General features: G+C 65.6%; 20 protein-coding genes. 11 read left to right on the top strand and 9 right to left on the bottom strand.

Annotation, left to right across the window (positions count from 1 at the left end; all coding sequences use genetic code 11):
- Positions 1-46 precede the first annotated feature (46 nt).
- Positions 47-1,120: a tartrate dehydrogenase gene (locus QX094_RS23825; RefSeq protein WP_316185162.1), complete on the top strand. Its 1,074-nt coding sequence runs from the start codon at positions 47-49 to the stop codon at positions 1,118-1,120.
- A gap of 316 nt (positions 1,121-1,436) precedes the next feature.
- Here the strand turns inward: QX094_RS23825 and QX094_RS23830 are convergent, their stop codons facing one another.
- The 3 genes from QX094_RS23830 to QX094_RS23840 form a co-directional block, all read right to left on the bottom strand.
- The gene (locus tag QX094_RS23830) at positions 1,437-2,348 is read right to left on the bottom strand and encodes an NAD(P)-dependent oxidoreductase (RefSeq protein WP_316188163.1); all 912 of its coding nucleotides are present in this window, start codon (positions 2,346-2,348) and stop codon (positions 1,437-1,439) included.
- Positions 2,349-2,566: 218 nt separating this feature from the next.
- The gene (locus tag QX094_RS23835; RefSeq protein ID WP_315749150.1) at positions 2,567-3,817 is read right to left on the bottom strand and encodes a Zn-dependent hydrolase; all 1,251 of its coding nucleotides are present in this window, start codon (positions 3,815-3,817) and stop codon (positions 2,567-2,569) included.
- Positions 3,814-4,776 (bottom strand): LysR family transcriptional regulator, encoded by a 963-nt coding sequence (locus QX094_RS23840; protein WP_315715785.1) that lies wholly within the window; start codon positions 4,774-4,776, stop codon positions 3,814-3,816. The genes QX094_RS23835 and QX094_RS23840 overlap by 4 nt, the downstream gene beginning before the upstream one ends.
- Before the next feature lie 113 nt (positions 4,777-4,889).
- On the opposite strand from QX094_RS23840, the gene QX094_RS23845 reads away from it, so the two are divergent.
- From QX094_RS23845 to QX094_RS23870, 6 genes are all read left to right on the top strand, one after another.
- Positions 4,890-5,708: a putative hydro-lyase gene (locus QX094_RS23845; protein WP_316185165.1), complete on the top strand. Its 819-nt coding sequence runs from the start codon at positions 4,890-4,892 to the stop codon at positions 5,706-5,708.
- An 81-nt stretch (positions 5,709-5,789) separates the two neighbouring features.
- A complete protein-coding gene (locus QX094_RS23850) occupies positions 5,790-7,034 on the top strand; it encodes an ABC transporter substrate-binding protein (RefSeq protein WP_316185167.1) in 1,245 nt (414 codons plus the stop codon).
- Positions 7,035-7,181: 147 nt separating this feature from the next.
- Positions 7,182-8,060 carry a branched-chain amino acid ABC transporter permease gene (locus QX094_RS23855; protein ID WP_315715789.1) on the top strand — a complete coding sequence of 293 codons (879 nt, stop codon included), beginning with the start codon at positions 7,182-7,184 and terminating at the stop codon, positions 8,058-8,060.
- Positions 8,060-9,064: a branched-chain amino acid ABC transporter permease gene (locus tag QX094_RS23860; protein WP_315715790.1), complete on the top strand. Its 1,005-nt coding sequence runs from the start codon at positions 8,060-8,062 to the stop codon at positions 9,062-9,064. Before QX094_RS23855 ends, QX094_RS23860 begins: the two co-directional genes overlap by 1 nt.
- Complete coding sequence (locus QX094_RS23865) at positions 9,061-9,792, top strand: ABC transporter ATP-binding protein (RefSeq protein WP_316164358.1); 732 nt, start codon at positions 9,061-9,063, stop codon at positions 9,790-9,792. Before QX094_RS23860 ends, QX094_RS23865 begins: the two co-directional genes overlap by 4 nt.
- Positions 9,776-10,480, top strand: a complete 705-nt coding sequence (locus QX094_RS23870) for an ABC transporter ATP-binding protein (protein ID WP_316164359.1) — start codon at positions 9,776-9,778, stop codon at positions 10,478-10,480. Before QX094_RS23865 ends, QX094_RS23870 begins: the two co-directional genes overlap by 17 nt.
- 242 nt (positions 10,481-10,722) lie before the next feature.
- On the opposite strand, the gene QX094_RS23875 is transcribed toward QX094_RS23870, so the two are convergent.
- The 6 genes from QX094_RS23875 to QX094_RS23900 all read right to left on the bottom strand — a co-directional run bounded on the left by QX094_RS23875 (position 10,723) and on the right by QX094_RS23900 (position 16,423).
- A complete protein-coding gene (locus tag QX094_RS23875) occupies positions 10,723-11,625 on the bottom strand; it encodes an ABC transporter permease (protein WP_315749155.1) in 903 nt (300 codons plus the stop codon).
- 1 nt (position 11,626) lies between these two features.
- The gene (locus QX094_RS23880) at positions 11,627-12,562 is read right to left on the bottom strand and encodes an ABC transporter permease (protein WP_315749156.1); all 936 of its coding nucleotides are present in this window, start codon (positions 12,560-12,562) and stop codon (positions 11,627-11,629) included.
- Positions 12,563-12,658: 96 nt separating this feature from the next.
- Complete coding sequence (locus QX094_RS23885) at positions 12,659-13,948, bottom strand: PotD/PotF family extracellular solute-binding protein (protein WP_315714958.1); 1,290 nt, start codon at positions 13,946-13,948, stop codon at positions 12,659-12,661.
- A 35-nt stretch (positions 13,949-13,983) separates the two neighbouring features.
- Positions 13,984-15,018 (bottom strand): ABC transporter ATP-binding protein, encoded by a 1,035-nt coding sequence (locus QX094_RS23890; protein WP_315826484.1) that lies wholly within the window; start codon positions 15,016-15,018, stop codon positions 13,984-13,986.
- Between the two features lie 508 nt (positions 15,019-15,526).
- Positions 15,527-15,739, bottom strand: a complete 213-nt coding sequence (locus QX094_RS23895; protein ID WP_315714957.1) for a hypothetical protein — start codon at positions 15,737-15,739, stop codon at positions 15,527-15,529.
- A 21-nt stretch (positions 15,740-15,760) separates the two neighbouring features.
- Positions 15,761-16,423: an aldolase gene (locus QX094_RS23900; protein ID WP_316164363.1), complete on the bottom strand. Its 663-nt coding sequence runs from the start codon at positions 16,421-16,423 to the stop codon at positions 15,761-15,763.
- Positions 16,424-16,553: 130 nt separating this feature from the next.
- Here QX094_RS23900 and ltnD point away from each other — a divergent pair, with 130 nt between their 5' ends.
- The 4 genes from ltnD (at position 16,554) to QX094_RS23920 (ending at position 21,853) form a co-directional block, all read left to right on the top strand.
- On the top strand, positions 16,554-17,468 hold the full coding sequence (gene ltnD / locus QX094_RS23905; RefSeq protein WP_316188164.1) for an L-threonate dehydrogenase: 915 nt from the start codon (positions 16,554-16,556) through the stop codon (positions 17,466-17,468).
- A gap of 22 nt (positions 17,469-17,490) precedes the next feature.
- On the top strand, positions 17,491-18,273 hold the full coding sequence (gene otnI / locus QX094_RS23910; protein WP_316188165.1) for a 2-oxo-tetronate isomerase: 783 nt from the start codon (positions 17,491-17,493) through the stop codon (positions 18,271-18,273).
- The gene (otnK, locus tag QX094_RS23915; RefSeq protein ID WP_316188166.1) at positions 18,270-19,547 is read left to right on the top strand and encodes a 3-oxo-tetronate kinase; all 1,278 of its coding nucleotides are present in this window, start codon (positions 18,270-18,272) and stop codon (positions 19,545-19,547) included. Before otnI ends, otnK begins: the two co-directional genes overlap by 4 nt.
- 278 nt (positions 19,548-19,825) lie before the next feature.
- Positions 19,826-21,853 carry a methyl-accepting chemotaxis protein gene (locus tag QX094_RS23920; protein WP_315749165.1) on the top strand — a complete coding sequence of 676 codons (2,028 nt, stop codon included), beginning with the start codon at positions 19,826-19,828 and terminating at the stop codon, positions 21,851-21,853.
- Positions 21,854-22,045: the final 192 nt, after the last annotated feature.

Below are 22,045 nucleotides of genomic sequence, written 5' to 3' on the forward strand. Positions count from 1 at the left end.
GATTTCAGCCGGGACAGTCCGGCAGCACCATCTGAGGATCCGCTCGATGAGCAAGAAGCCCTATCGCATCGCAGTCATTCCCGGCGACGGCATCGGCAAGGAGGTCATGCCCGAGGGCATTCGCGTGATCGAGGCCGCCGCCAAGAAGCATGGCGTCGCCGTGCAGTTCGACCATTTCGACTTCTCGAGCTACGACTACTACGAGAAGCACGGCCAGATGATGCCGGACGATTGGAAGGCGCAGATCGGCGGCCATGACGCGATCTATTTCGGCGCCGTCGGCTGGCCGGCCAAGATCGCGGACCACGTCTCGCTGTGGGGCTCGCTGATCAAGTTCCGCCGCGAGTTCGATCAGTACGTGAATCTCAGGCCCGTGCGCCTGATGCCCGGCGTGCCGTCGCCGCTGGCTGGCCGCAAGCCCGGCGATATCGATTTCTGGGTGGTGCGCGAGAACACCGAGGGCGAGTATTCCTCGGTCGGCGGCCGCATGTTTCCGGACACCGACCGCGAGTTCGTGACGCAGCAGACGGTGATGACCCGCACCGGCGTCGACCGCATCCTGAAGTTCGCCTTCGAGCTGGCACAGTCCAGGCCGAAGAAGCATCTGACCTCGGCGACCAAGTCCAACGGCATCTCGATCACGATGCCGTATTGGGACGAGCGCGTCGAGGCGATGGCGAAGAACTATCCGGGCGTGAAGTGGGACAAGTACCACATCGACATCCTCACCGCGAACTTCGTGCTGCACCCGGACTGGTTCGACGTCGTCGTCGGCTCCAACCTGTTCGGCGACATCCTGTCCGATCTCGGCCCGGCCTGCACCGGCACCATCGGCATCGCGCCGTCGGGCAACATCAACCCGGAGCGCCATTTCCCGTCGGTTTTCGAGCCGGTGCACGGCTCCGCGCCCGATATCGCGGGGCAGGGGATCGCCAACCCGATCGGCATGATCTGGTCGGGCGCGATGATGCTGGAGCATCTCGGCGAAAAGACCGCGGCGCAGTCGATCGTCGGCGCGATCGAGCGCACGCTCGCCGAGCGCACCTTGCGCACGCGCGATCTCGGCGGCAATGCCGATACCGAGGCGTGCGGCAAGGCGGTCGCGGAGATGGTGGACTAGGAACAGCTATTGTTGTCGCTCCCGGCGAACGCCGGGTTGCATAGCCAGGGCGGGTTAGCGGGGCGTAACCCGCCTTACTAATCGTTGCTGGACGACGGCGGATTACGCTCCGCTAATCCGCACTACGCGATTGCCACCGTCCGCTCTCGATCAATCACGCGGTATAGGTTGCCTGCGTTGGCCGGGACGACAGCGGTAGTTTAGGCGACAGCTCGACCAACAACGTCATTGCGAGGAGCGCAGCGACGAAGCAATCAGGGTCGCCGCGGGACTCTGGATTGCTTCGCTGCGCTCGCAATGACGGAGGAGAGAGCGTTTACTCTGCCGCCACCCGCCGGCAGTGCTCCCACGCGGCGTGGATCAGGTTTTCGCTCGCCTCCGGGGTGCGGAAGGCCGAGTGCGCGGACAGCGTCACGTTCGGGATCGTGGTCAGCACGTGACCGGCGGGCAGCGGCTCGGTGGTGAAGACGTCGAGGCCGGCGTGGCGGATGTGGCCGCTGCGCAAGGCATCGATCATCGCGGCCTCGTCGACGATGGCGGCGCGGGCGGTGTTGACGAAGATCACGCCCTTGCGCATCTGCGCGATGCGCTCGCGCGACAGGAAGCCGCGGGTCTCGTCGTTGAGCAGGAGGTGCAGCGAGACGACATGGCTCTGCTGCAGCAGCGTGTCGAGGTTGACGAAGTCGACGCCCGGATGGCTCTTCGGCGAGCGGTTCCAGGCGATCACCTTCATGCCGCTGCCCGACGCGATGCGCGCGACCTCGGCGGCGATGCCGCCGAAGCCGATCAGGCCGAGCGTCTTGCCGGTCAGCTGCATGCCGTCGTCGCGCAGCCAGTTGCCGGCGCGCATCTCGCGGTCCATCTGCGCGATGCCGCGCGCCGAGGCCCACATCAGCGCAATGGCGGCTTCGGCAACCGCCGTGTCGCCATAGCCCTTGATCAAATGCACGGTGATGCCGAGCTGGCTAAGCTCCTCGGGGTTCATATAGCTGCGCGCGCCGGTGCCGAGAAAGACGACGTGCTTGAGGCCCTTGCACTGCTTCGCGACCTCGGTGGGCAGGGCGGTGTGATCGACCACGCCGATCTCGGCGCCGTCGAGGATCGTGGGCCAGTCCTCCGGCTTGATGTCCGGATCGAGATGCACGCGCATCTCGGGATCGCCCGATTTGCGCTGCCGCTCGAAGATCTCGGCCAGCGAGTCGTTGGCGTCGATGAATACTCCGCGCACGGATACCTCCTAGTTGTCCTGCCTGGCTAGTGCGGCAACAGAGGCGAACTCCCTCCCCCCTTGTGGGGGAGGGTTGGGGAGGGGGTAGCCCCGGGCGACACCGCCGTTGTGGACCCCCACCCCCGACCCCTCCCCGCAAGGGGGAGGGGAGCCCAGCATGCCCGCGCTATTCAGGCTTATGATTGATCATTGATATTGGAGTAGATTGAAGCAGTAGATCACGACGCCACGCCCGCCAGCGACAGGACGGTGTGCAGCAGGACATTCGCGCCGGCGGCGCAGTCGGATTGCGTCGCGTCCTCGAGCTCGTTGTGGCTGATGCCGTCCTTGCAGGGCACGAACACCATGGCGGCCGGCATGATCGTGTTCAGATTGCAGGCGTCGTGGCCCGCTCCCGACGTGATGCGCCGGTGCGAATAGCCGAGCGTGCCGGCGGCGCGCTCGACGGCATCGACCAGCTTCGGATCGAAATGCGTCGGCGGCTTGCGCCAGACCTGGTCGATCGCGATCTCGACGCGGCGCTTCTTCGCAATTTCACCCGCGGCCGCGCGCAGGCTGGCATCGAGTGCGTCCAGCGTATCGGCATTGGCGCTGCGGCAATCGATGGTGAAGGCGATCTCGCCGGGGATCACGTTGCGCGAGGGATTGGCGATGACGGCCTCGCCGATGGTCGCGACCGCGTTCGGCCCGAGCTTGATCGCGATCTGCTCCAGGGTCAGCGCAAACTCCGACAGCGCCAGCAGCGCGTCGCGGCGCAGCGGCATCGGCGTCGAGCCGGCATGGCTCTCGAAGCCCGTGACCTTGCCGTCGTACCAGAACACGCCCTGGCCGTGGTCGACCACGCCGATGGTCTTGTTCTCGGCCTCCAGGATCGGACCCTGCTCGATGTGCAGCTCGACGAAACCGGAGAATTTCTGCGTGCCGACGGCCGTCGCGCCGCGATAGCCGATCTCGTCCAGCGCCGCGCCCACGGTCATGCCTGCGGCATCTGTCCGCGACAAAATGTCCTCGACCGTGAAGTCGCCGACATAGGCGGCCGAGGCCATCATGGCCGGCGCGAAGCGCGAGCCTTCCTCATTGGTCCAGTTGACGATGCACAGCGGCGCGTCGGTCTCGATGCCGGCGTCGTTGAGGGTGCGGATCACCTCCAGCGCGCCGAGCGTGCCCAGAATGCCGTCGAACTTGCCGCCCGTGGGCTGGGTGTCGAGATGCGAGCCGAGCCCGACCGGCGGCTTCGCCATGTCGCGCCCCTTGCGAAGTGCAAACATCGAGCCGAGCGTGTCGACGCGCACTTCGAGCCCGGCATCCTCGCAGGCTTTCCGGAACCAGTCGCGGACCTGCTTGTCCTCCTGGCTCAGGGTCAGCCGCCGCACGCCGCCCTTCGGCGTGGCGCCGAACCTGGCGGTCTCGTGGATGCTGTCCCAGAGGCGGGCGGAATCGATCTGCAGATTGGTGACGGCGCGGCTCATGCTTGAATTCCCTGTACTCCGGCATCCTGTCCATCGCGCGCCGCGACGAGCCCGTCAACCGATGCAGAGGGATGGCTGGCCGTCTGCGCCGTCCGGACTGCGAGCTCGGCGACGCGCTCGATCGCGATCATCTCGGGCGACGACAGCCAGCTCGCGGTGAAGGTCAGCGGTGGAATCCTCAGGTCCGTCTTCAACTCCTGCAGGCGGCCGCTCTCGATCTCGTTGGCGACGATCGCGGCCGGAATAACGGCGACGCCGAGCCCCTCGACCGCCATGTGGATCACGGTCGCCAGCGAGGCGCTGGCGTGCAGCCGCATCGGCGGCAGATGCGGGCGGTTGAACAGCGAACGCACGTTGTCATAGGGCTGGGTGTTGCGCGGAAAGGTGATGATCGGAAACCGCGCCATCTGCTCGGCGGTGACCACGCCCGTGCCGAAGCCGAGGGCAGGGCTGGCGAGGAAGCTGATCGGATAGTCGCACAGCACGCGGCTGCGGATGCCGGACTCGGAGGGCGCGCCCAGCGCGAAGGCGAGCTCGATCTCCTGCGCCAGCAGCCGCGCGTGCAGATGGGGCGTGACGTCGACCTCGATCTCCAGCGACAGATTCGGATAGCTCTCGTTGACGCTCTTGATTAGCCGCGGCAGCCAGTCGTGCACGATGGTCTCGGCGACGCCGAGCCGGAGCACGCCGCGCATCGCCGAGCGGTCGCCGACCTCGGCCAGCATCTCCGCGCGCAGGCCGATCAGCTTCTCGGCATAGACCAGCATCTGCCGGCCGCTCGCGGTCGGGGACGCCACGCGATGATCGCGGTTGAGCAGCTTGACGCCGAGCTCGCGCTCGAGCTGGGCGATGCGCTGGGAGATGGCGGGCTGGGTCGTATTGAGGCGCTGCGCCGCGCCGCGGAAGCTGCCAAGCTTCACGACCCAGAGGAAGGTCTCGATGGAACGGAAATCCAGCATCGCGCCCCGCTCGGATCAATTTGTCTTATCGATCCTGATTAAAAACGAAGATTAGACTTTATAGCATGGCTGATGTTCAGTGAGTTTGTCGAGATATTAGGCAAGTGGCACAAATGACTGTTTCTGCGGCAGTGCAGCAATCAGCCGGCGAGACGGATCTTCTCCCGAGCCATCGGGCCCGCCTGGATTATCGCGCGGGCAGGGGCTGGAGCACGGCGGGCGTCGCCAACGGCTTCGTCCAGGGCAATCTGGCTGTTATCCCCGAGCAGTACGCCGGCGCCTTCCACCGCTTCTGCCAGCTCAACCCGAAGCCGTGCCCGATCATCGGCATGTCCGATCCGGGCAATCCGCACATTCCGGCGCTCGGCGCCGATCTCGACATCCGCACCGACGTGCCGCGCTATCGCGTCTGGCGCGATGGCGAGATGGTCGAGGAGCCGACCGATCTCATGGCGCATTGGCGCGACGACCTCGTCGCCTTCGTGCTCGGCTGCTCGTTTTCCTTCGAGGAGGCGCTGATGGCCGACGGCCTGCCGATCCGCCACATCGAGCAGGGCTGCCGCGTGCCGATGTATCGCACCAACATCGCCTGCACGCCGTCGGGGCCGTTCGCGGGGCCGATGGTGGTGTCGATGCGTCCGTTCAAGCCGGCGCAGGCGATCCGCGCGGTGCAGATCACGACGCGCTTTCCCGCCGTGCACGGCGCGCCGGTGCATCTCGGCCATCCCGACCAGATCGGCATCGCCGACATCAGCAAGCCGGACTACGGTGACCCGGTGCCGGTTGGCGCCGACGAAATTCCTGTCTTCTGGGCCTGCGGGGTGACGCCGCAGGCGGTCATCGCTGCGGCCAGGCTGCCCTTCGCCATCACCCACGCACCGGGCCTGATGCTGATCACCGATCTCAAGAACAAGGATCTCGCCGTCCTCTAATCAGGCAGCCATGCTGCTCATTGAGCCTTTACCGTCGACCTCAACCGCTTCATCGATGCGCTTTCATCAGAGGATCTTGCCATGACCATCACGCGCCGAAACGTCCTGCTTGGAGCCACCGCCGCCGCTGCGCTCGGTCCGATCGCCGCCCGCGCCCAGACGTCGGAAGTGAAGATCGGCGTCATCTATCCGTTCTCCGGCGCCAGCGCCCAGATCGGCGTCGATGCGCAGCGCGCGTTCGAGACCGCGGCGGAAATCATCAACGGCAAGTATGATTTCGATCTGCCGCTCGCCCGCACCGAAGGCCTGCCTAGTCTCGGCGGCGCCAAGATCAAGCTGGTGTTCGCCGACCACCAGGCCGACCCGCAGAAGGGCCGCGCCGAGGCCGAGCGCCTGATCACCCAGGAGAAGGTCGCAGCCGTCATCGGCTCCTATCAGAGCGCCGTCGCGGTGACGGCGAGCCAGATCTGCGAGCGTTACCAGATCCCGTATCTGTCGGCCGACAATTCCTCGCCGAGCCTGCATCGCCGCGGCCTGAAGTATTATTTCCGCGCCGCCCCGCATGACGAGATGTTCTCGCAGGCGATGTTCGACTTCTTCGACGCGATGAAGAAGAAGGGCACCAAGATCGACACGCTGGCCCTGTTCCACGAGGACACCATCTTCGGCACCGATTCGAGCAATGCCCAGCTCAAGCTCGCCAACGAGCGCGGCTACAAGATCGTCGCCGACATCAAGTACCGCGCCAACTCGCCGTCGCTGTCGGCCGAGGTGCAGCAGCTCAAGGCCGCCAATGCCGACGTGCTGATGCCGTCGAGCTACACCACGGACGGCATCCTGCTGGTCAAGACCATGGCCGAGCTCGGCTACAAGCCGAATGCGATCGTGGCGCAGGACGCCGGCTTCTCCGAGAAGGCGCTGTATGACGCGGTCGGCGACAAGCTCGAAGGCGTGATCTCGCGCGGCTCGTTCTCGCTCGATCTCGCCGCCAAGCGGCCGATGGTCGGCAAGATCAACGACATGTTCAAGGCCAAGTCGGGCAAGGACTTCAACGACTACTCGTCGCGCCAGTTCATGGGCCTGATCGTGATGGCCGACGCCATCAACCGCGCCAAGTCCACCGACGGCGAGAAGATCCGCGACGCGCTGGCCGCGACCGACATGCCGGGCGAGCAGACCATCATGCCGTGGAAGCGGGTGAAGTTCGACGAGAACGGCCAGAACAACGACGCCGATCCGGTGCTGCTGCAATATGTCGGCGGCAAGTTCGTCACCATCTTCCCGACCCAGGCCGCGGTGGCCCAAGCCACCTGGCCGATGAAGTAAGCGTCTTCGGCCCGAGGGGCGGGGAGACCATGGCGGAGCATCTGTCGTGCTCCGTCATTGCGGGGAGCGCAGCGACGAAGCAATCCAGGGGCCGCAAAGAAGGTCTGGATTGCTTCGCTTCGCTCGCAATGACGGGGAGCAAGTGAAGTGACAGCAGAAACAATCATCCAAAGTCTCGCCAGCGGCCTCTTGATGGGCCTGCTCTACGGGCTGATCGCCGTCGGCCTGGCGCTCATCTTCGGCCTGATGGACGTCGTGAACTTCGCCCACGGCGAGTTCCTGATGATCGCGATGTACGCGACCTTCTTCCTGTTCGCCTATTTCGCGCTCGATCCGCTGCTGTCGGCGCCGATCGTCGCCGCTGCTCTCTTCGTGTTCGGCGCGGTGGTCTATCTTCTGATTGTCAGATTTGCGGTCAGGGCGAAGGCCAATACCGGCATGGTGCAGATCTTCTCCACCTTCGGTCTCGCCGTGCTGATGCGCGGTGTCGCGCAGTACTTCTTCACCCCTGACTATCGCAGCATTCCGCACTCCTGGCTGGGCGGCAAGACGATCTCGATCGCCGGCATCTATCTGCCGCAGCCGCAGCTGGTCGGTGCCCTCATTGCGATCGCCGCCTTCGCCGGCCTGTACTTCTTCATCCACCGCACCGATTTCGGCCGCGCGCTGGAGGCGACGCGTGAGGATGCCGGCGCGGTGGCGCTGGTCGGCATCGACAAGAACAAGGTGTTCGCACTCGGCTGGGGCCTTGGTGCGGCGCTGGTCGGCCTTGCCGGTGCGGTCATGGCGATCTTCTTCTATGTCTTTCCCGACGTCGGCGCGTCGTTCGCGACCATCGCCTATGTGACGGTGGCGCTCGGCGGCTTCGGCAGCGTATTCGGCGCCTTTGCCGGCGGCATCGTGGTGGGCCTCGTCGAGGCCATCACCACGCTGATCCTGCCGCCGTCGCTGAAGACTGTCGGAATCTACGGGGTCTATCTCCTCGTCGTCTTCATCCGCCCGCGCGGCCTGTTCGGATCGATCTGATGGACAAGGCATTCATCCAACGCCGTCGGCGCGACCTCGTCCTCGCCGCCTTCCTTGCGGCCATCGCCGCCGTCGTGCCGTTCTTCGTCAAGGACGTCTACGTCCAGAACATCATGGTGCTCACCCTGATGTACGCGGCGCTGTCGCAGAGCTGGAACATCCTGTCCGGCTATTGCGGCCAGATCTCGCTCGGGCACGCGCTGTATTTCGGGCTCGGGGCCTACACCACCGCAATTCTGTTCACCAAGTTCGGCGTGCTGCCGTGGTTCGGCATGCTCGCCGGCGGTCTGATCTCGGCGCTGATCGCCATGGCGCTCGGCTATCCCTGCTTCCGGCTCGGCGGCCATTACTTCGTCATCGCGACCATCGTCATCGCCGAGATCACGCTGCTCTTGTTCCAGAACTGGGATTGGGCGGGGGCGGCACTCGGCATCGACATTCCGGTGCGGCGTGACTCGTGGCTGACCTTCCAGTTCACCCGCTCCAAGCTGCCGTACTTCTACTTTGCACTCGTGCTCGCCTGCGTCGCCTGGTTCGTGACCTGGTGGCTGGAGGATTCGAAGTGGGGCTATTGGTGGCGCGCGGTGAAGGACAACCCGGTCGCCGCCGAGAGCCTCGGCGTCGACGTGTTCAACTCCAAGATGGGCGCGGCGGCCGTCTCGGCCTTCCTGGTCGCGATCGGCGGCAGCTTCTATGCGCAGTTCGTGTCCTACATCGATCCTGAAAGCGTGATGGGATTCCAGTTCTCGCTCTTGATGGCGCTCCCGGCCGTGCTCGGCGGCATCGGCACGCTGTGGGGACCGATGCTGGGCGCGGTCATCCTGATCCCGCTGACCGAGTTGACCCGCTCCTTCATCGGCGGCTCCGGCCGCGGCGTCGACCTGATCGTGTATGGCGGCCTGATCGTTGCGATCTCGCTGGCGCGGCCGCAAGGTCTGGTCAGCCTGTTCTCCCGCAAGCCGAAGCCGGCCGTTCAGCCCGCGAGAGAGGCGGTGGCGTCATGACCGCGCTGCTGGAAACCCGTAAAATCACCCAGCGCTTCTCGGGCCTGACCGCCAACTCCGACGTCTCCATCAAGGTGGGGCATGGCGAGATCGTTGGCCTGATCGGTCCGAACGGCGCCGGCAAGTCGACCTTGTTCAACCTGATCGCCGGTGCGTTCAAGCCGACCGAAGGCGCCATCATCTTCGACGGCGAGGACGTCACCGCGCTGCCGGCCGCCGAACGCTGCCAGCGCGGCATCGGCCGCACCTTCCAGGTGGTGAAAAGCTTCGAAAGCATGACGGTGATCGAGAACGTCATCGTCGGCGCGCTCGTCCGCACCACCAACATGCGCGAGGCGCGGCGGAAGGCGCATGAGGTCTTGGAGTTCTGTGGCCTCGGCGCCCGCGCCGATGTGCTCGCCAGCGATCTCGTGCCTTCGGAGAAGCGGCGCCTGGAAGTGGCGCGTGCGCTCGCCACTGAGCCGAAGCTGCTGCTGCTCGACGAGGTCCTGACCGGCCTGACGCCGGTCGAGTCACAGAAGGGCGTCGAGCTCGTGCGCCGCGTGCGCGACACCGGCATCACGGTGCTGATGGTCGAGCATGTCATGGAGATCGTGATGCCGCTGGTCGATCGCGCCATCGTGCTCGATCTCGGCAAGGTGCTGATCGAAGGCAAGCCCACGGACGTCGTCCGCGATCCCAAAGTCATTTCCGCCTATCTCGGAGACCGCCATGCTGTCGGTGCGTGACATCACCACCGCCTATCAGGGCCTGGTTGCGATCTCGAATATCTCGATCGATGTCGAGAAGGGCGAGATCGTCTGCGTCGCCGGCGCCAATGGCGCGGGCAAGTCGACCTTGTTGAAGTCGATCGCCGGGGCCGAGCGGCCGCGTGCGGGCAGCATCACCTTCGACGGCAGCCGCATCGACGGCATGGCGCAGCACCTGATCACGGCCAGGGGCATCGCCTATGTGCCGGAGAACCGCCGGCTGTTCCCGCGGCTCTCGGTGCGCGACAATCTGCGGCTCGGCAGCTATCTCTATCGCGGCGAGGCCAACCGCGAGGAGCCGCTCGACTTCGTATTCACACTGTTTCCGCGGCTGTCCGAGCGGCTCGAGCAGCGCGCCGAGACCTTGTCCGGCGGCGAGCAGCAGATGCTGGCGATCGGCCGCGCTCTGATGACCCGGCCGCGGCTTCTGATGCTCGACGAGCCGTCGCAGGGCATCATGCCGAAGCTGGTCGACGAGATCTTCCAGGCCGTCAAGCGCATCCGCGACGCCGGCATGACCGTGCTGATCGTCGAGCAACGCATGGCCGAATGCCTGGAGATCGCCGACCGCGCCTACATCCTCCAGACCGGCCGCGTGCTGATGCAGGGCACGGCAGCGGAGATCAGCGGCAACAAGGATGTGCGGAAGGCGTATTTGGGGCTGTGAGGCGATATGTTCAATTGCCTGCTCTGCGTCGTTGTGTTCGCGGCGCGTAGCGAAGCCATCTAGAGTCCCGTCCGAGGCCCCTGGATCGCGTCGCTGCGCTCGCGATGACAGCGTTCGTGGAAGGCGCGGTGTCCGCCACAACCGTCATTGCGAGCGCAGCGAAGCAATCCAGGGGCCAAGGCAAAGTTCTCTTTGGCTAAGATGTCGAGCAACAGCGGCGACTGTTCGGTCAGCCGCCGCGGCTACACCATCCCCTTGCCGGCGTCGGACCCCTGGCGGCGCTGCCGCGCCTGCAGCATCAGGATCACCGACAGCGCGGCGAAGATCACGACGAAGGACACCGCCGATGTCAGCGTGCCCAGCGCGTAGATGTCGGGCTTGGTGACGGTCGTCGTCAGGCCCTGCAATTCCAGCGGAAGCGTATTCACCGAGCCGATCGCCTGGCTGGAGCGGGCGAGTTCGTCCCAGGACAGGGTGAAGCCGAACAGGCCGATGCCGACCACGGATGGCAGGATGATCGGCAGCACGACGTGGCGGAAGGTCTGCCAGGGCGTGGCGCCGAGGTCGCGTGCGGCTTCCTCCAGCCGGCCGTCGAAGCGGTTGAAGATCGCGAACATGATCAGGAGTCCGAACGGCAAGGTCCAGGTCAGATGCGCGCCGAGGCCCGAGGTGAACAGGCCCATCGCGGTGGTGTAGCCGTCTGCGAGCCAGCCGAGCCCGACATCGGCGCCGTGCTTGTTGATGAAGTCGTCGATCAGCCGGAACTCCAGCGCGATGCCGAGCGAGGTGATGATCGAGGGCATGATCAGGCTGGCGATCGCTGTGTAGAACAGGATCGAGGCGCCACGGAACGGCTTGCGGAACGCCATGCCGGCCGCGACCGACAGCACCACCGTGATTACCATCACCACGAGGCCGAGCGCCAGCGAGCGCTTGAACGCGGCGCCGATGTCGACGATGCCGCCGCCGGAAAACACCTTGCCGAACCAGGTCAGCGACACGCCGTTCATCGGAAACGTCAGGCCGCCATCCGGTCCTTGGAACGACAAGATGTAGATCGCGATCATCGGCCCGTACAGGAACAGCACATAGGCTGCGAAGAAGGCCGCAAGGATGTAGAAGGAGCGGGGGCGCTTGTCTCCCATCTCAGAGCTCCTTGCGCACGTCGACGATCCGCGTCAGCGCGGAGATGATGATGATGGTGATGCCGAGCAGGATCACGGCATTGGCCGCGGCGGCCGGGAATTGCAGTGCCGACAGCCGGGACTCGATGATCTTGCCGGCGGAGGCGATCTGCTGGCCGCCCATCACGCCGACGGTGACGAAGTCGCCCATCACGATGGTGATGACGAAGATCGAGCCGATCACGATGCCGGGCTTCGACAGCGGAATGACGATGTTGACCAGTGTCTGCCAGCCCGATGCGCCGGCATCATAGGCGGCCTCGATCAGGCGCTTGTCGATGCGGATCATCGAATTGAAGATCGGCACCACCATGAAGAACGTGAACAGGTGCACCAGCGCCAGCACCACCGAAAATTCGGAGAACAGCAGCCATTCGATCGGCTTGTTGACGATGCCCACACCTTGCAGGCCCTGATTGACGAGGCCGTTGCGTCCCAGCAGCGGGATCCAGGCGATCATCCGGATCACGTTGGAGGTCCAGAACGGGATCGTGCACAACAGCGACAGCACGATCTGCCAGGTCTTGCTGCGAACGTGGAAGGCGAGGAAATAGGCGACCCAGAAGCCGATCATCAACGTCAGGCCCCAGGTCAGCAGGCACAGCTTCAGCGTCTTCAGATAGGTCTTCAGGATCGTGCACAGTTCGGGCAGGTTGGCGACGCAGCCTTCGAAGGTGTCGGTATAGCCGCGGAAGCTGAACGCCGGGATCATCTCATATTCGTTGTAGTCCCAGGCGCTGACGACGACGACGAGCACCAGCGGCAACAGGAAGAACAGCGCGAATACCAGCATCATCGGGCCGGCCTGCAGCCACGCGATCGAGCGCTGGGTCAGCTTGCGGAAGGTGCTCTCCGCGGGCGCTACGGTGTCGGGCGAATTGTCGATCGTCACGGCCACGTGGGGAAACCTGTCGTCCGGTGCGGATGTTTCGAAACGTCTGAGACGAGCTGCCGCGCCCACGACGTCGCGGGCGCGGCAGCAATGGCGGTCACATCAGGCGGCGATGAACTCGTTCCACTTGCGGACCATGTAGTCGTTCTCGTCCATGACGGCGTTCCAGCAGACGACGTTGCCCATGCGGTCCTCGTAGGAGCCGCCGTCGCGCACGGCGCCGGCCTTTTCCATCAGGGTGCCGTCGGGGGCCTTGATGTCGTTCTTCGCCGGCTTGCCTTCCATCCAGTAGCCCCACTCGTCCTCGGTCATGTTGGCCTTGGCGGTGGAGAGCACGGCCGAGTAGTAGCCCTGGCGGTTGAGATAGGCGCCGGCCCAGCCGGACAGGTACCAGTTGACGAACTCATAGGCCCAGTCGAGCTTCGGGCTGCCGCCCACCGCCTTGGAGACGCAGAAGCCCGAGGCCCAGGAGCGATAGCCTTCCTTGAGCGGCTGGAACACGCAGGGGATGCCCATCGAGCGCACCTTGGTGACGGCCGGCGACCACATCGACTGGATCACGGTCTCACCCGAGGCCATCAGGTTGACGGACTCGTTGAAGTCCTTCCAGAACGCGCGGAACTGGCCGGCCTTCTTGGCCTCGGTCAGCACCTTCATCGTCAGGTCGATCTCGGCCTTGGTCATGTTGCCCTTGTCGGCATATTTGTATTGGCCGGTCGCCTCGACGACGAGGGCGGCATCCATGATGCCAATCGAGGGAATGTTGAGGATCGAGGCCTTGCCCTTGAATTCGGGGTTGAGCAGCTCGGCCCAGGAGTTGATCGGGCGCTTGATCAGGTCGGGGCGGATGCCGAGCGTGTCGGCGTTGTAGACGGTCGGGATCAGCGTGACCCATTCGGTCGGGGTTGCCGAGAAGGTCTTGGAGTTTGCGCCGTCGAGATAGAGCACCTTCCAGGGCGCGGTGCCCTGGCCGCCGATCTTCTTGCCGTTCGGCAGCTCGCCCTTGGTGAAGACGGGCGTGATGTTGTCGAATTCCTTGATCTTGCGCGCGTCGAGCGGGAAGATGTTGCCCGACGGCACCAGCTTCTTGAGCGAGAAATATTCGGTGTCGAGCACGTCGAAGGAGTTCGGCTGGGTGATGACGCGCTTGGTGACGTCGTCGGTCGTCGCCGTGATGTATTCGATCTTGATGCCGGTGTCGGCGAGGCACTTCTTGGAGATCTCGTCGCCCTCGTTCACGGCGGTGCCGAGATAGCGCAGCACCTTGGCGTCGGCGGCGTGGACGTAGGGCGCGCTGAGCAGCGTGCCGGAGCCGGCGAGACCGGCAACGCCCGCCGCGCCCTTGAGCAGCGAGCGGCGGCTGATGGATGTCGTCTTCGATCGATCAGTCATGATCATCTCCTTGGGAAAGAACGAGCAAACGAAAATCAGGTGACCAGCTCCGCAGCCGGAGCGGCTGCGGCAGGGCGGGGCGTCAGTGCGTCAGCGAAGGCCATGTTCCAGGTGACGACGACGCGCTCGCCGATGCTGTGGGTCTGTGCATCGAACTGATCGTCGCTGAGCTGCGCCGAGATCTCGGGGCCACCGTCGGTCGCGACCGCGACCAGCACATAGGTGCCCTGATATTCGATCTTGCTGATAGTGCCGGGCACCACCGGGCCGTCGATCGCCGCATTCGGCGCCTTGAGCTGGATGCGGTCGACGCGCACGGCGAAGGTCTCGCCGTTCAGCGGGATCACGTTGTGGCCGCCGATGAAGCGGGCGGCGAATTCGGTGCGCGGATGATTGAAGATGTCGCGCGGGCTGCCCTGCTGCTCGATGCGGCCGCCATTCATCAGCACCACGAGGTCGGACAGCGCCATGGCCTCGTCCTGGCCATGGGTGACGTGAACGAAGGTGAGCCCGAGCTCGCGCTGCAGTCGCTTCAGCTCGGCGCGCATGCGCAGGCGCAGGAACGGGTCGAGCGCCGACAGCGGCTCGTCGAGCAGCAGGATCTGCGGCGAGGTGATCAGCGCACGGGCCAGCGCCACGCGCTGCTGCTGGCCGCCGGAAAGCTGCGCCGGCAGGCGGCCAGCATAGCTCTGCATGTCCACCAGTTCGAGCAGCTCGCGTGCCTTGGCGTGGCGCTCGGGCTTGGACACGCCTTTCATCTTCAATGCAAACGCGACGTTGTCGATCACCGACAGATGCGGAAACAGCGCATAGGACTGGAACATCATCGCGGTGCCGCGTCCTGCGGGCGGCAGCTCGGTCACGTTCCTGGCGCCGACGATGATGTCGCCCGACGTCGCGGATTCGTGGCCGGCGATCATGCGCAGGGTGGAGGTCTTGCCGCAGCCGGACGGGCCGAGCAGACAGCAATAGGAGCCGGCGGGAATCCGCAGGTCGATTGCGTCGACGGCGGTGACGTGACCGTACATCTTCGTCACCTTCACCAGTTCCAAGCTCGCGCCCGCCGCCATCCGCCCTCCGTCGTCCTGTCCCGTGTCGGTCATGATCGCAGCTCGCTCCGTCGGGCGCCCGCGATCCGGCCCGTCTGATGTCTGCAACGGATATGCCAAGGGTCGCCGTGGGCGCGGAGCAGCGCGTGAAAATTGCGCGCTGGATGAGATGCGTATGCAACGCTCGAAAGGGCATTCCCCGGTCCCGGCGTCAGTCCGCTCAGATGGGCCGCCGATCCGGCCAAACAGCCGCGCCCACGCCGATGTGGAGGCATTTTGCCCTGTCCTTTCGTGCTCCGGGCGTGCTCAGCGATAGGCTGCAATCGATGGTGGAAGAGCGGGGCGCATCCTCGCGCCGCGGCAGCGATGAGCTGCCGGTGTTGTCCTTGCTCGACCGATCCGTCCCTGATTGCTACCGAAGTCGCACTTTGCCTGAATATTAGGCATCGTTGTCCTCCCGAGGCAAGGCAGCTTGATGAGCGACAAGGCGGCGCAGGCTACCTCGCATGCAGGCCAGGCTGGCGGGACGCTAGATCCGCCGTGCCCGCGATCTCGCCTGCGCGGCGGCCACCAGCATGCGCTCGGCAATGCCGCGCAGCTCGCTGACCGCGATCGGATCAGAGGCGGCGAACGCGTCATAGGAGTCGGCTGCGATCGGAAACCAGCGATAGAAGCGGGCCTCCTCGTAGAGCACCCGGACAGCGGCATCGATCTCGGCCGGCGTTGTTGCGAAATATTGCATGCCCATCCATCCGCCGGCGGATCAGTGATGATCGTTGTGATCGGGCAGGGTGAGGCCGAAGACTTTGACCAGATCGTCGACCTGCTGCGGCGACAGATGACGCGGGTTGAGTCCGCGCAGCAGCAGATAGAGCTTTGCGGTCTCCTCGAGCTCCTCCATCGCGAACACGGCGGCTTCCAGCGTGTCACCGGACACGACGGGCCCGTGATTTGCGAGCAGCACCGAGGCGTATTTGCCGGCGAGACCCTTGATGGCATCGGCTACCGCGGGATCGCCCGGACGATGATAGGGCACCAGCGCGGTCTGGCCGCAGCGCATCAAGTAATAAGGTGTCAGCGGCGGCAGCGCGGCGCGCGGATCGATCTCCGGCAGCATCGAGATCGCGACCGAATGGGTCGAGTGCAGATGCACGACGGCGCGCGCGGCGTCGCGCGTCTGGTACAGCGCCGTGTGCAGCGGCACCTCCTTGGTCGGTGCATCGCCCGAGACCAGTCGCCCTTCGGCATCGAGCCGCGACAAACGGGCCGGATCGAGGAAGCCGAGCGAGGCATTGGTCGGCGTCACCAGCCAGCCGCCATCATCGAGCCGCACGCTGATGTTGCCGGACGATCCCGGCGTCAGCCCGCGCTCGAACAGCGAGCGGCCGAACCGGCAGATGGCCTCGCGAATCGCAGTTTCCGCCACGGGTCTTTCCTCGCATGTCGCTGTTTTGCCGCTTTGTCTCACGCTTTGGCAACGCGGCCAAGCCGTGATACCCAGGGTGCAGTCCGGGGCAACCGGACATTCTCCGGGAAACGCTTCAGGGATCTGCCGCATGCCGTCGCCATCGCAATTGAACGTCGCCGTGATCGGGCTTGGCTCGATGGGATTCGGCATGGCGACCTCGCTGAAGCGCGCAGGCTTCGAGGTGACCGGATGCGACGTCTCGGCGGACGCGGTGGCGCGTTTCGTGGCCGACGGCGGCAAGGGCGCGACGACTCCCGCCGAGGCGGCTGATGGCGCCGATATCGTGGTCAGCGTCGTGGTCAATGCGGCGCAGACGGAAGCCATCCTGTTCGGCCCGGGCGGTGCTGCCGAAACCATGCCGAAGGACGCCGTGTTCGTCTCCTCCGCGACCATGGATCCTGACGTTGCGCGGCGGCTGGCGAAGCAGCTCGAAGCCACCGGCCGGCACTACCTCGACGCGCCGATCTCCGGCGGCGCGCAGCGCGCCGCGCAAGGCGAGCTGACGATCCTGGCCTCGGGCAGCGCGGCGGCGTTTGCCAAGGCGCGGCCGGCGCTCGATGCGATGGCGGCCAAGCTCTATGAGCTCGGCGATGCCGCCGGGCAGGGCGCTGCGTTCAAGATGATCAACCAGCTTCTCGCCGGCGTTCACATCGCTGCCGCCAGCGAGGCCATCGCCTTCGCCGCCAAGCAGGGTCTCGATATCAGAAAGGTCTATGAGGTCATCACCGCCTCGGCCGGCAATTCCTGGATGTTCGAGAACCGCATGCCGCACGTGCTCGACGGCGACTACACGCCGCGCAGCGCGGTCGAGATCTTCGTCAAGGACCTCGGCATCATCCAGGACATGGCACGCAGCCATCGTTTTCCGGTGCCGGTCTCGGCCGCCGCGCTGCAGATGTTCCTGATGACGTCGGCCGCCGGCATGGGCCGCGACGACGACGCCTCTGTGGCGCGGATGTATGCGCAGGTCACTGGCACGACGCTGCCGGGCCCCTCCAAGTAGCAGCACGACGAGTATTCACGCCATGCCCCGCTTCGCCGCCAATCTCTCGATGATGTTCACCGAGCATCCGTTCCTCGACCGCTTCACGGCCGCCGCCAAGGCCGGCTTCACTGCGGTCGAATTCCTGTTTCCGTATGACCATCCGGCCGAGGAGGTCGGCCAACGGCTGCATGGCAACGGCTTGACCCAGGCGCTGTTCAACCTGCCGCCCGGCAATTGGGATGCCGGCGAGAAGGGCTTTGCGGCGCTGCCGGAGCGCTTCGACGATCTCAAGGCGAGCCTCGAGACCGCGCTGCCTTATGCCATGGCGACCGGCGTGAAGCGGCTGCACATGATGGCGGGGATCGCCGAGCGCAGCGATCCGAAGGCGGTGGAGGCGTACTACAAATCGGTCGCATGGGCGGCCGAGTTCTTCGCGCCCCACGGCCTCGACATCGTCATCGAGCCGATCAATCCGCGCAACGTGCCCGGCTACTTCCTCAACGATTTCGGCTTCGCCCGCGATCTGATCCGCGAGCTGAAGATTCCGAACCTGAAGCTGCAGTTCGACATCTATCATTGCCAGATCATCCATGGCGACGTCACGATGCGGCTGCGCGAGATGATGGACATCATCGGCCACATCCAGATCGCCAGCATTCCCTCGCGCAACGAGCCCGACGGCGAGGAGCTCAACTATCCGTTCCTGTTCGGGGAGCTCGACCGGCTCGGCTATGCCGGCTTCGTCGGCTGCGAGTACAATCCGCGCGGCCGCACCGAGGACGGGCTCGGCTGGTTCGCGCCCTACAAGGGAGTGAAGCCGTGAGCCTGAAGCTCGGCTGCATCGCCGACGACTACACCGGCGCCTCCGATCTCGCCAACACCCTGACCCGCGCCGGCCTGCGCACGGTGCAGACCATCGGCGTACCGGCTGATGACCTCACGCTGCCCGAGGTCGATGCCGTCGTGGTGTCGCTGAAGAGCCGCTCGATTGAGGCGTCGCTTGCCGTGGCCCGCTCACGCGAGGCCGACGCATGGCTGCGCGCACGAGGCGCCGACCACGTGCTGTTCAAGATCTGCTCGACGTTCGATTCCACCGACGCCGGCAATATCGGTCCTGTCATGGACGCGCTGGCGGGCGATGCCGGTGAAACGATCGTGCTGGTGACGCCGGCGTTCCCGGAAACCAGGCGGACCGTCTATCAGGGCAACCTGTTCGTCGGCGGCGTGCCGCTCAATGAGAGCCCGCTCAAGGATCATCCGCTCAACCCGATGCATGACGCCAATCTGGTGCGCGTGCTCGGCCGGCAAAGCCGACGGAAGATCGGTCTGGTCGATCTCGCCACCGTGGTGCATGGGCCGGAGGCGATCAGCCACCGGCTGCAGGAACTGGCCGGGCAGGGCATGGGTGCCGCGATCGTCGACGCCGTGTTCGATGCGGACCTGACCGCGATCGGTGCGGCCGCCTTGAAGAGCCGGGTCTCCGTCGGCGCGTCCGGCATCGGGCTCGGTCTGGCGCGCGCTTTGGTCGAGGCCGGGCGCGTGCATTCCCACGGCTTGGCGCATCACGCCGATGCCCCCGTCGGCGGCTTGGCCGCCTGCCTCGCCGGCAGCTGCTCGCAGGCGACGTTGCAGCAGATCGCGCAGGCCGAGACCATCATGCCGGTGCTGCATCTCGATGCGGCGGGTCTGGTCGCCGGTCCGGACGAGACGCAGCGCGCGCTCGCCTGGGCGCGTGAGCGCATCGCCAAGGGGCCTGTGCTGATTGCCTCCAGCGCGACGCCGGATCAGGTCAGCGCGCTGCAATCCAGGCACGGCCGCGAGGCGGCGGGGCACGCCATCGAGCAGGCGATGGCCGATCTCGCCGAGGGGCTGATCCAGGCCGGCGTGCGGCGGTTGATCGTCGCCGGCGGCGAGACCTCGGGCGCTGTCGTTGATCGGCTGGGGATTCCGGGCTTCCTCGTCGGTCCGGAGATCGCGGCCGGCGTGCCCGTGCTTCGCACGATCGGCGCCGACGCAGGCGACATGCTGCTGGCGCTGAAGTCCGGCAATTTCGGTGGGCCGCAGTTTTTCGCCGACGCGCTCGGGCTGATGCGCTAACTGCGCGTCGGCCGACTGCCGGCTGCGTCGGCCTGTGCCGGATTTTGGAACGACGTGCTGAGCCTCGGTCCCGATCTCATCATCTGCTTAGTTTGTGAGCCGTCGCTCGGCGCGGCAGCGCCGCCGTGCCGCCATAAGCATCGGGACGCACACTGAAAAAGCAGAAGTTTTTTGCGTGTAATGCCCGATAACTCCCGTAAATTAACGGTCTCTAGGGACCTCACCGCTATACCTCCGGTACGGACCGTCGCGTGACGCGTCCATCTGTGGGTAGGGCAATGAAACTGAATCGGATCGGCTACAAACTCGGGCTCGCTGGCGCCATCGGCGCATCTCTCGCCGTCGGCATGATCGCTAACCAGTTGATGGCGGAAAGAGCGGTCAACCACGCCAATCAGCAGGCCGAGCGCGCGCGGCGCGTCGTCGAGAGCGTGCTGTCGGCCAGCATCAACATGCAGCAGACCCAGCTCGGTGGCCGTTCGGCGCGGCTGGCGCGTGCGCCGGCCGAGGCAGAGAAGGCAGCCGCCGACATTCAGCAGTTCTCGACCGGGATGGTGACGGACATCGACGCCGCACTCGCCAACGTGTCGACCGCCGACAATCGCGCCCGGCTGACCCGGATCAAGGAGCTGATGACGAGCTATGCCGCGGGAGCGGTCGATCTCGCCGAGGCGCAGAAGAAGTTGCTGACGCAGATCGAAAAGCGCAGTGCTGTCTCCAACGACTGGAACACCAGCCTGAAGGCTCTGCTCGCCTCGCCGTCGCTGCCGAAGCTCGCCTTCCGCGAGCGGGTCGAGCGCCAGCTTCACGCTGCCGATGCCAAGTTGAACTACATGCGGTCGCAGGCCTGGCGGTTCGGTATGACTGGCGATGCCGCGACGATCCTGACGGTGAAGCAGACGGTGCCGGGGCTGAAGAGCTCGCTGACCGACGCCCGCATGCTGGCCGACGACCGCGAGATCCAGGCCACGATCACCAAGCTCAATGGCCTCGCCTCGGACTTCGTCGCCGCGAACGACGAGGTGGTGAAGACCGAGGGGATCAAGGAGGCCGTGCTGCGCGACCGCACGCTCATCTATCTCGGCGAGGCCGGCGAGCTGATGTCCTCTGCGATCCAGGACGCGCGCGCGCGCAACGCGAGCGCGCGGTTCGAGGCAGACCAGGTCGCCGCGCAGGCGAGCTATATCACGCTGTTTGTCGGATTGGCGGTTCTGTTGTCGGTGATCGGTTCGGTCGTGTTCTCGTTCCTCGGGATCGCGCGGCCGTTGACGCGGCTGAACGCGGCGCTCGGCGAGATGGCGCGCGGCCGGCTCGACATCGCCATTCCCGGCGCATCGCGGGGTGACGAAATCGGCGATCTCGCCAAGACCGTAACGGTGATTCGTGGCAATGCGGAGGAGAAGGCGCGCGCCGAGGCCGAGGAAAAGAGCGCGCAGGACGCGATCACGGCGCGCCAGCGCAAGGCCGACATGCAGCGGCTGGCCGAGCAGTTCGAAGCCGCGGTCGGCGAGATCGTGAACACCGTCTCGTCGGCCTCGAGCCAGCTCGAGCAGTCCGCCACCACGCTGACCCAGGCCGCGACGCGCTCGCAAGGCTTGACGACGGCGGTTGCGTCCGCCTCGGAGGAAGCCACGACCAACGTCCAGTCGGTGGCGTCTGCGACCGAGCAGATGGCCTCGTCGGTCACCGAGATCAGCCGTCAGGTGCAGGAATCGGCGCGCATCGCCAACGACGCCGTCGGCCAGGCCCGCACCACGACCGGGCGCGTCAGCGAGCTGTCCAAGGCTGCCACCCGCATCGGCGACGTCGTCGAACTGATCAACACGATTGCCGGCCAGACCAACCTGCTGGCGCTCAACGCCACCATCGAGGCCGCACGCGCCGGCGACGCCGGCCGCGGCTTCGCGGTCGTCGCCTCGGAGGTCAAGGCGCTGGCGGAGCAGACCGCGAGGGCGACTGGCGAGATCGGCCAGCAGATCTCGAGCATCCAGGTCGCAACGCAGGAGTCGGTCAGCGCGATCAAGGAGATCTCCTCCACGATCGAGAAGCTGTCGGAAATCTCCTCGACCATCGCAGCCGCCGTCGAAGAGCAGGGCGCGGCGACGCAGGAGATCTCGCGCAACGTCCAGCAGGCGGCGCATGGCACGCAGCAGGTCTCGTCCAACATCGCCGACGTCGAGCGCGGTGCGGCCGAGACCGGGTCGGCCTCGGCCCAGGTGCTCTCAGCGGCACAGGCGCTGTCCGGCGACAGCAACCGTCTCAAGCAGGAGGTCGCGAGCTTCCTCGGTTCGGTGCGGGCGGCGTAACGCCGAGACGCGGAAGCGGCCAACTCGGATTGCGCAGGGGATTAAAAGGCCGGAGCATCGAACGCTCCGGCCTTTTGCGTTGTCTCGCGTTGCATCGACGCCGGCAAACTAACCTGCGTAGTCAATCTACGTTTTTAACTTGTGTTAAGAATCGGCGCGTAGGGTCCGGACGTTCGCGGCCAACGCGCAGTC

The organism is Bradyrhizobium sp. SZCCHNS1050 (genome assembly GCF_032484785.1).
Lineage (GTDB): Bacteria > Pseudomonadota > Alphaproteobacteria > Rhizobiales > Xanthobacteraceae > Bradyrhizobium.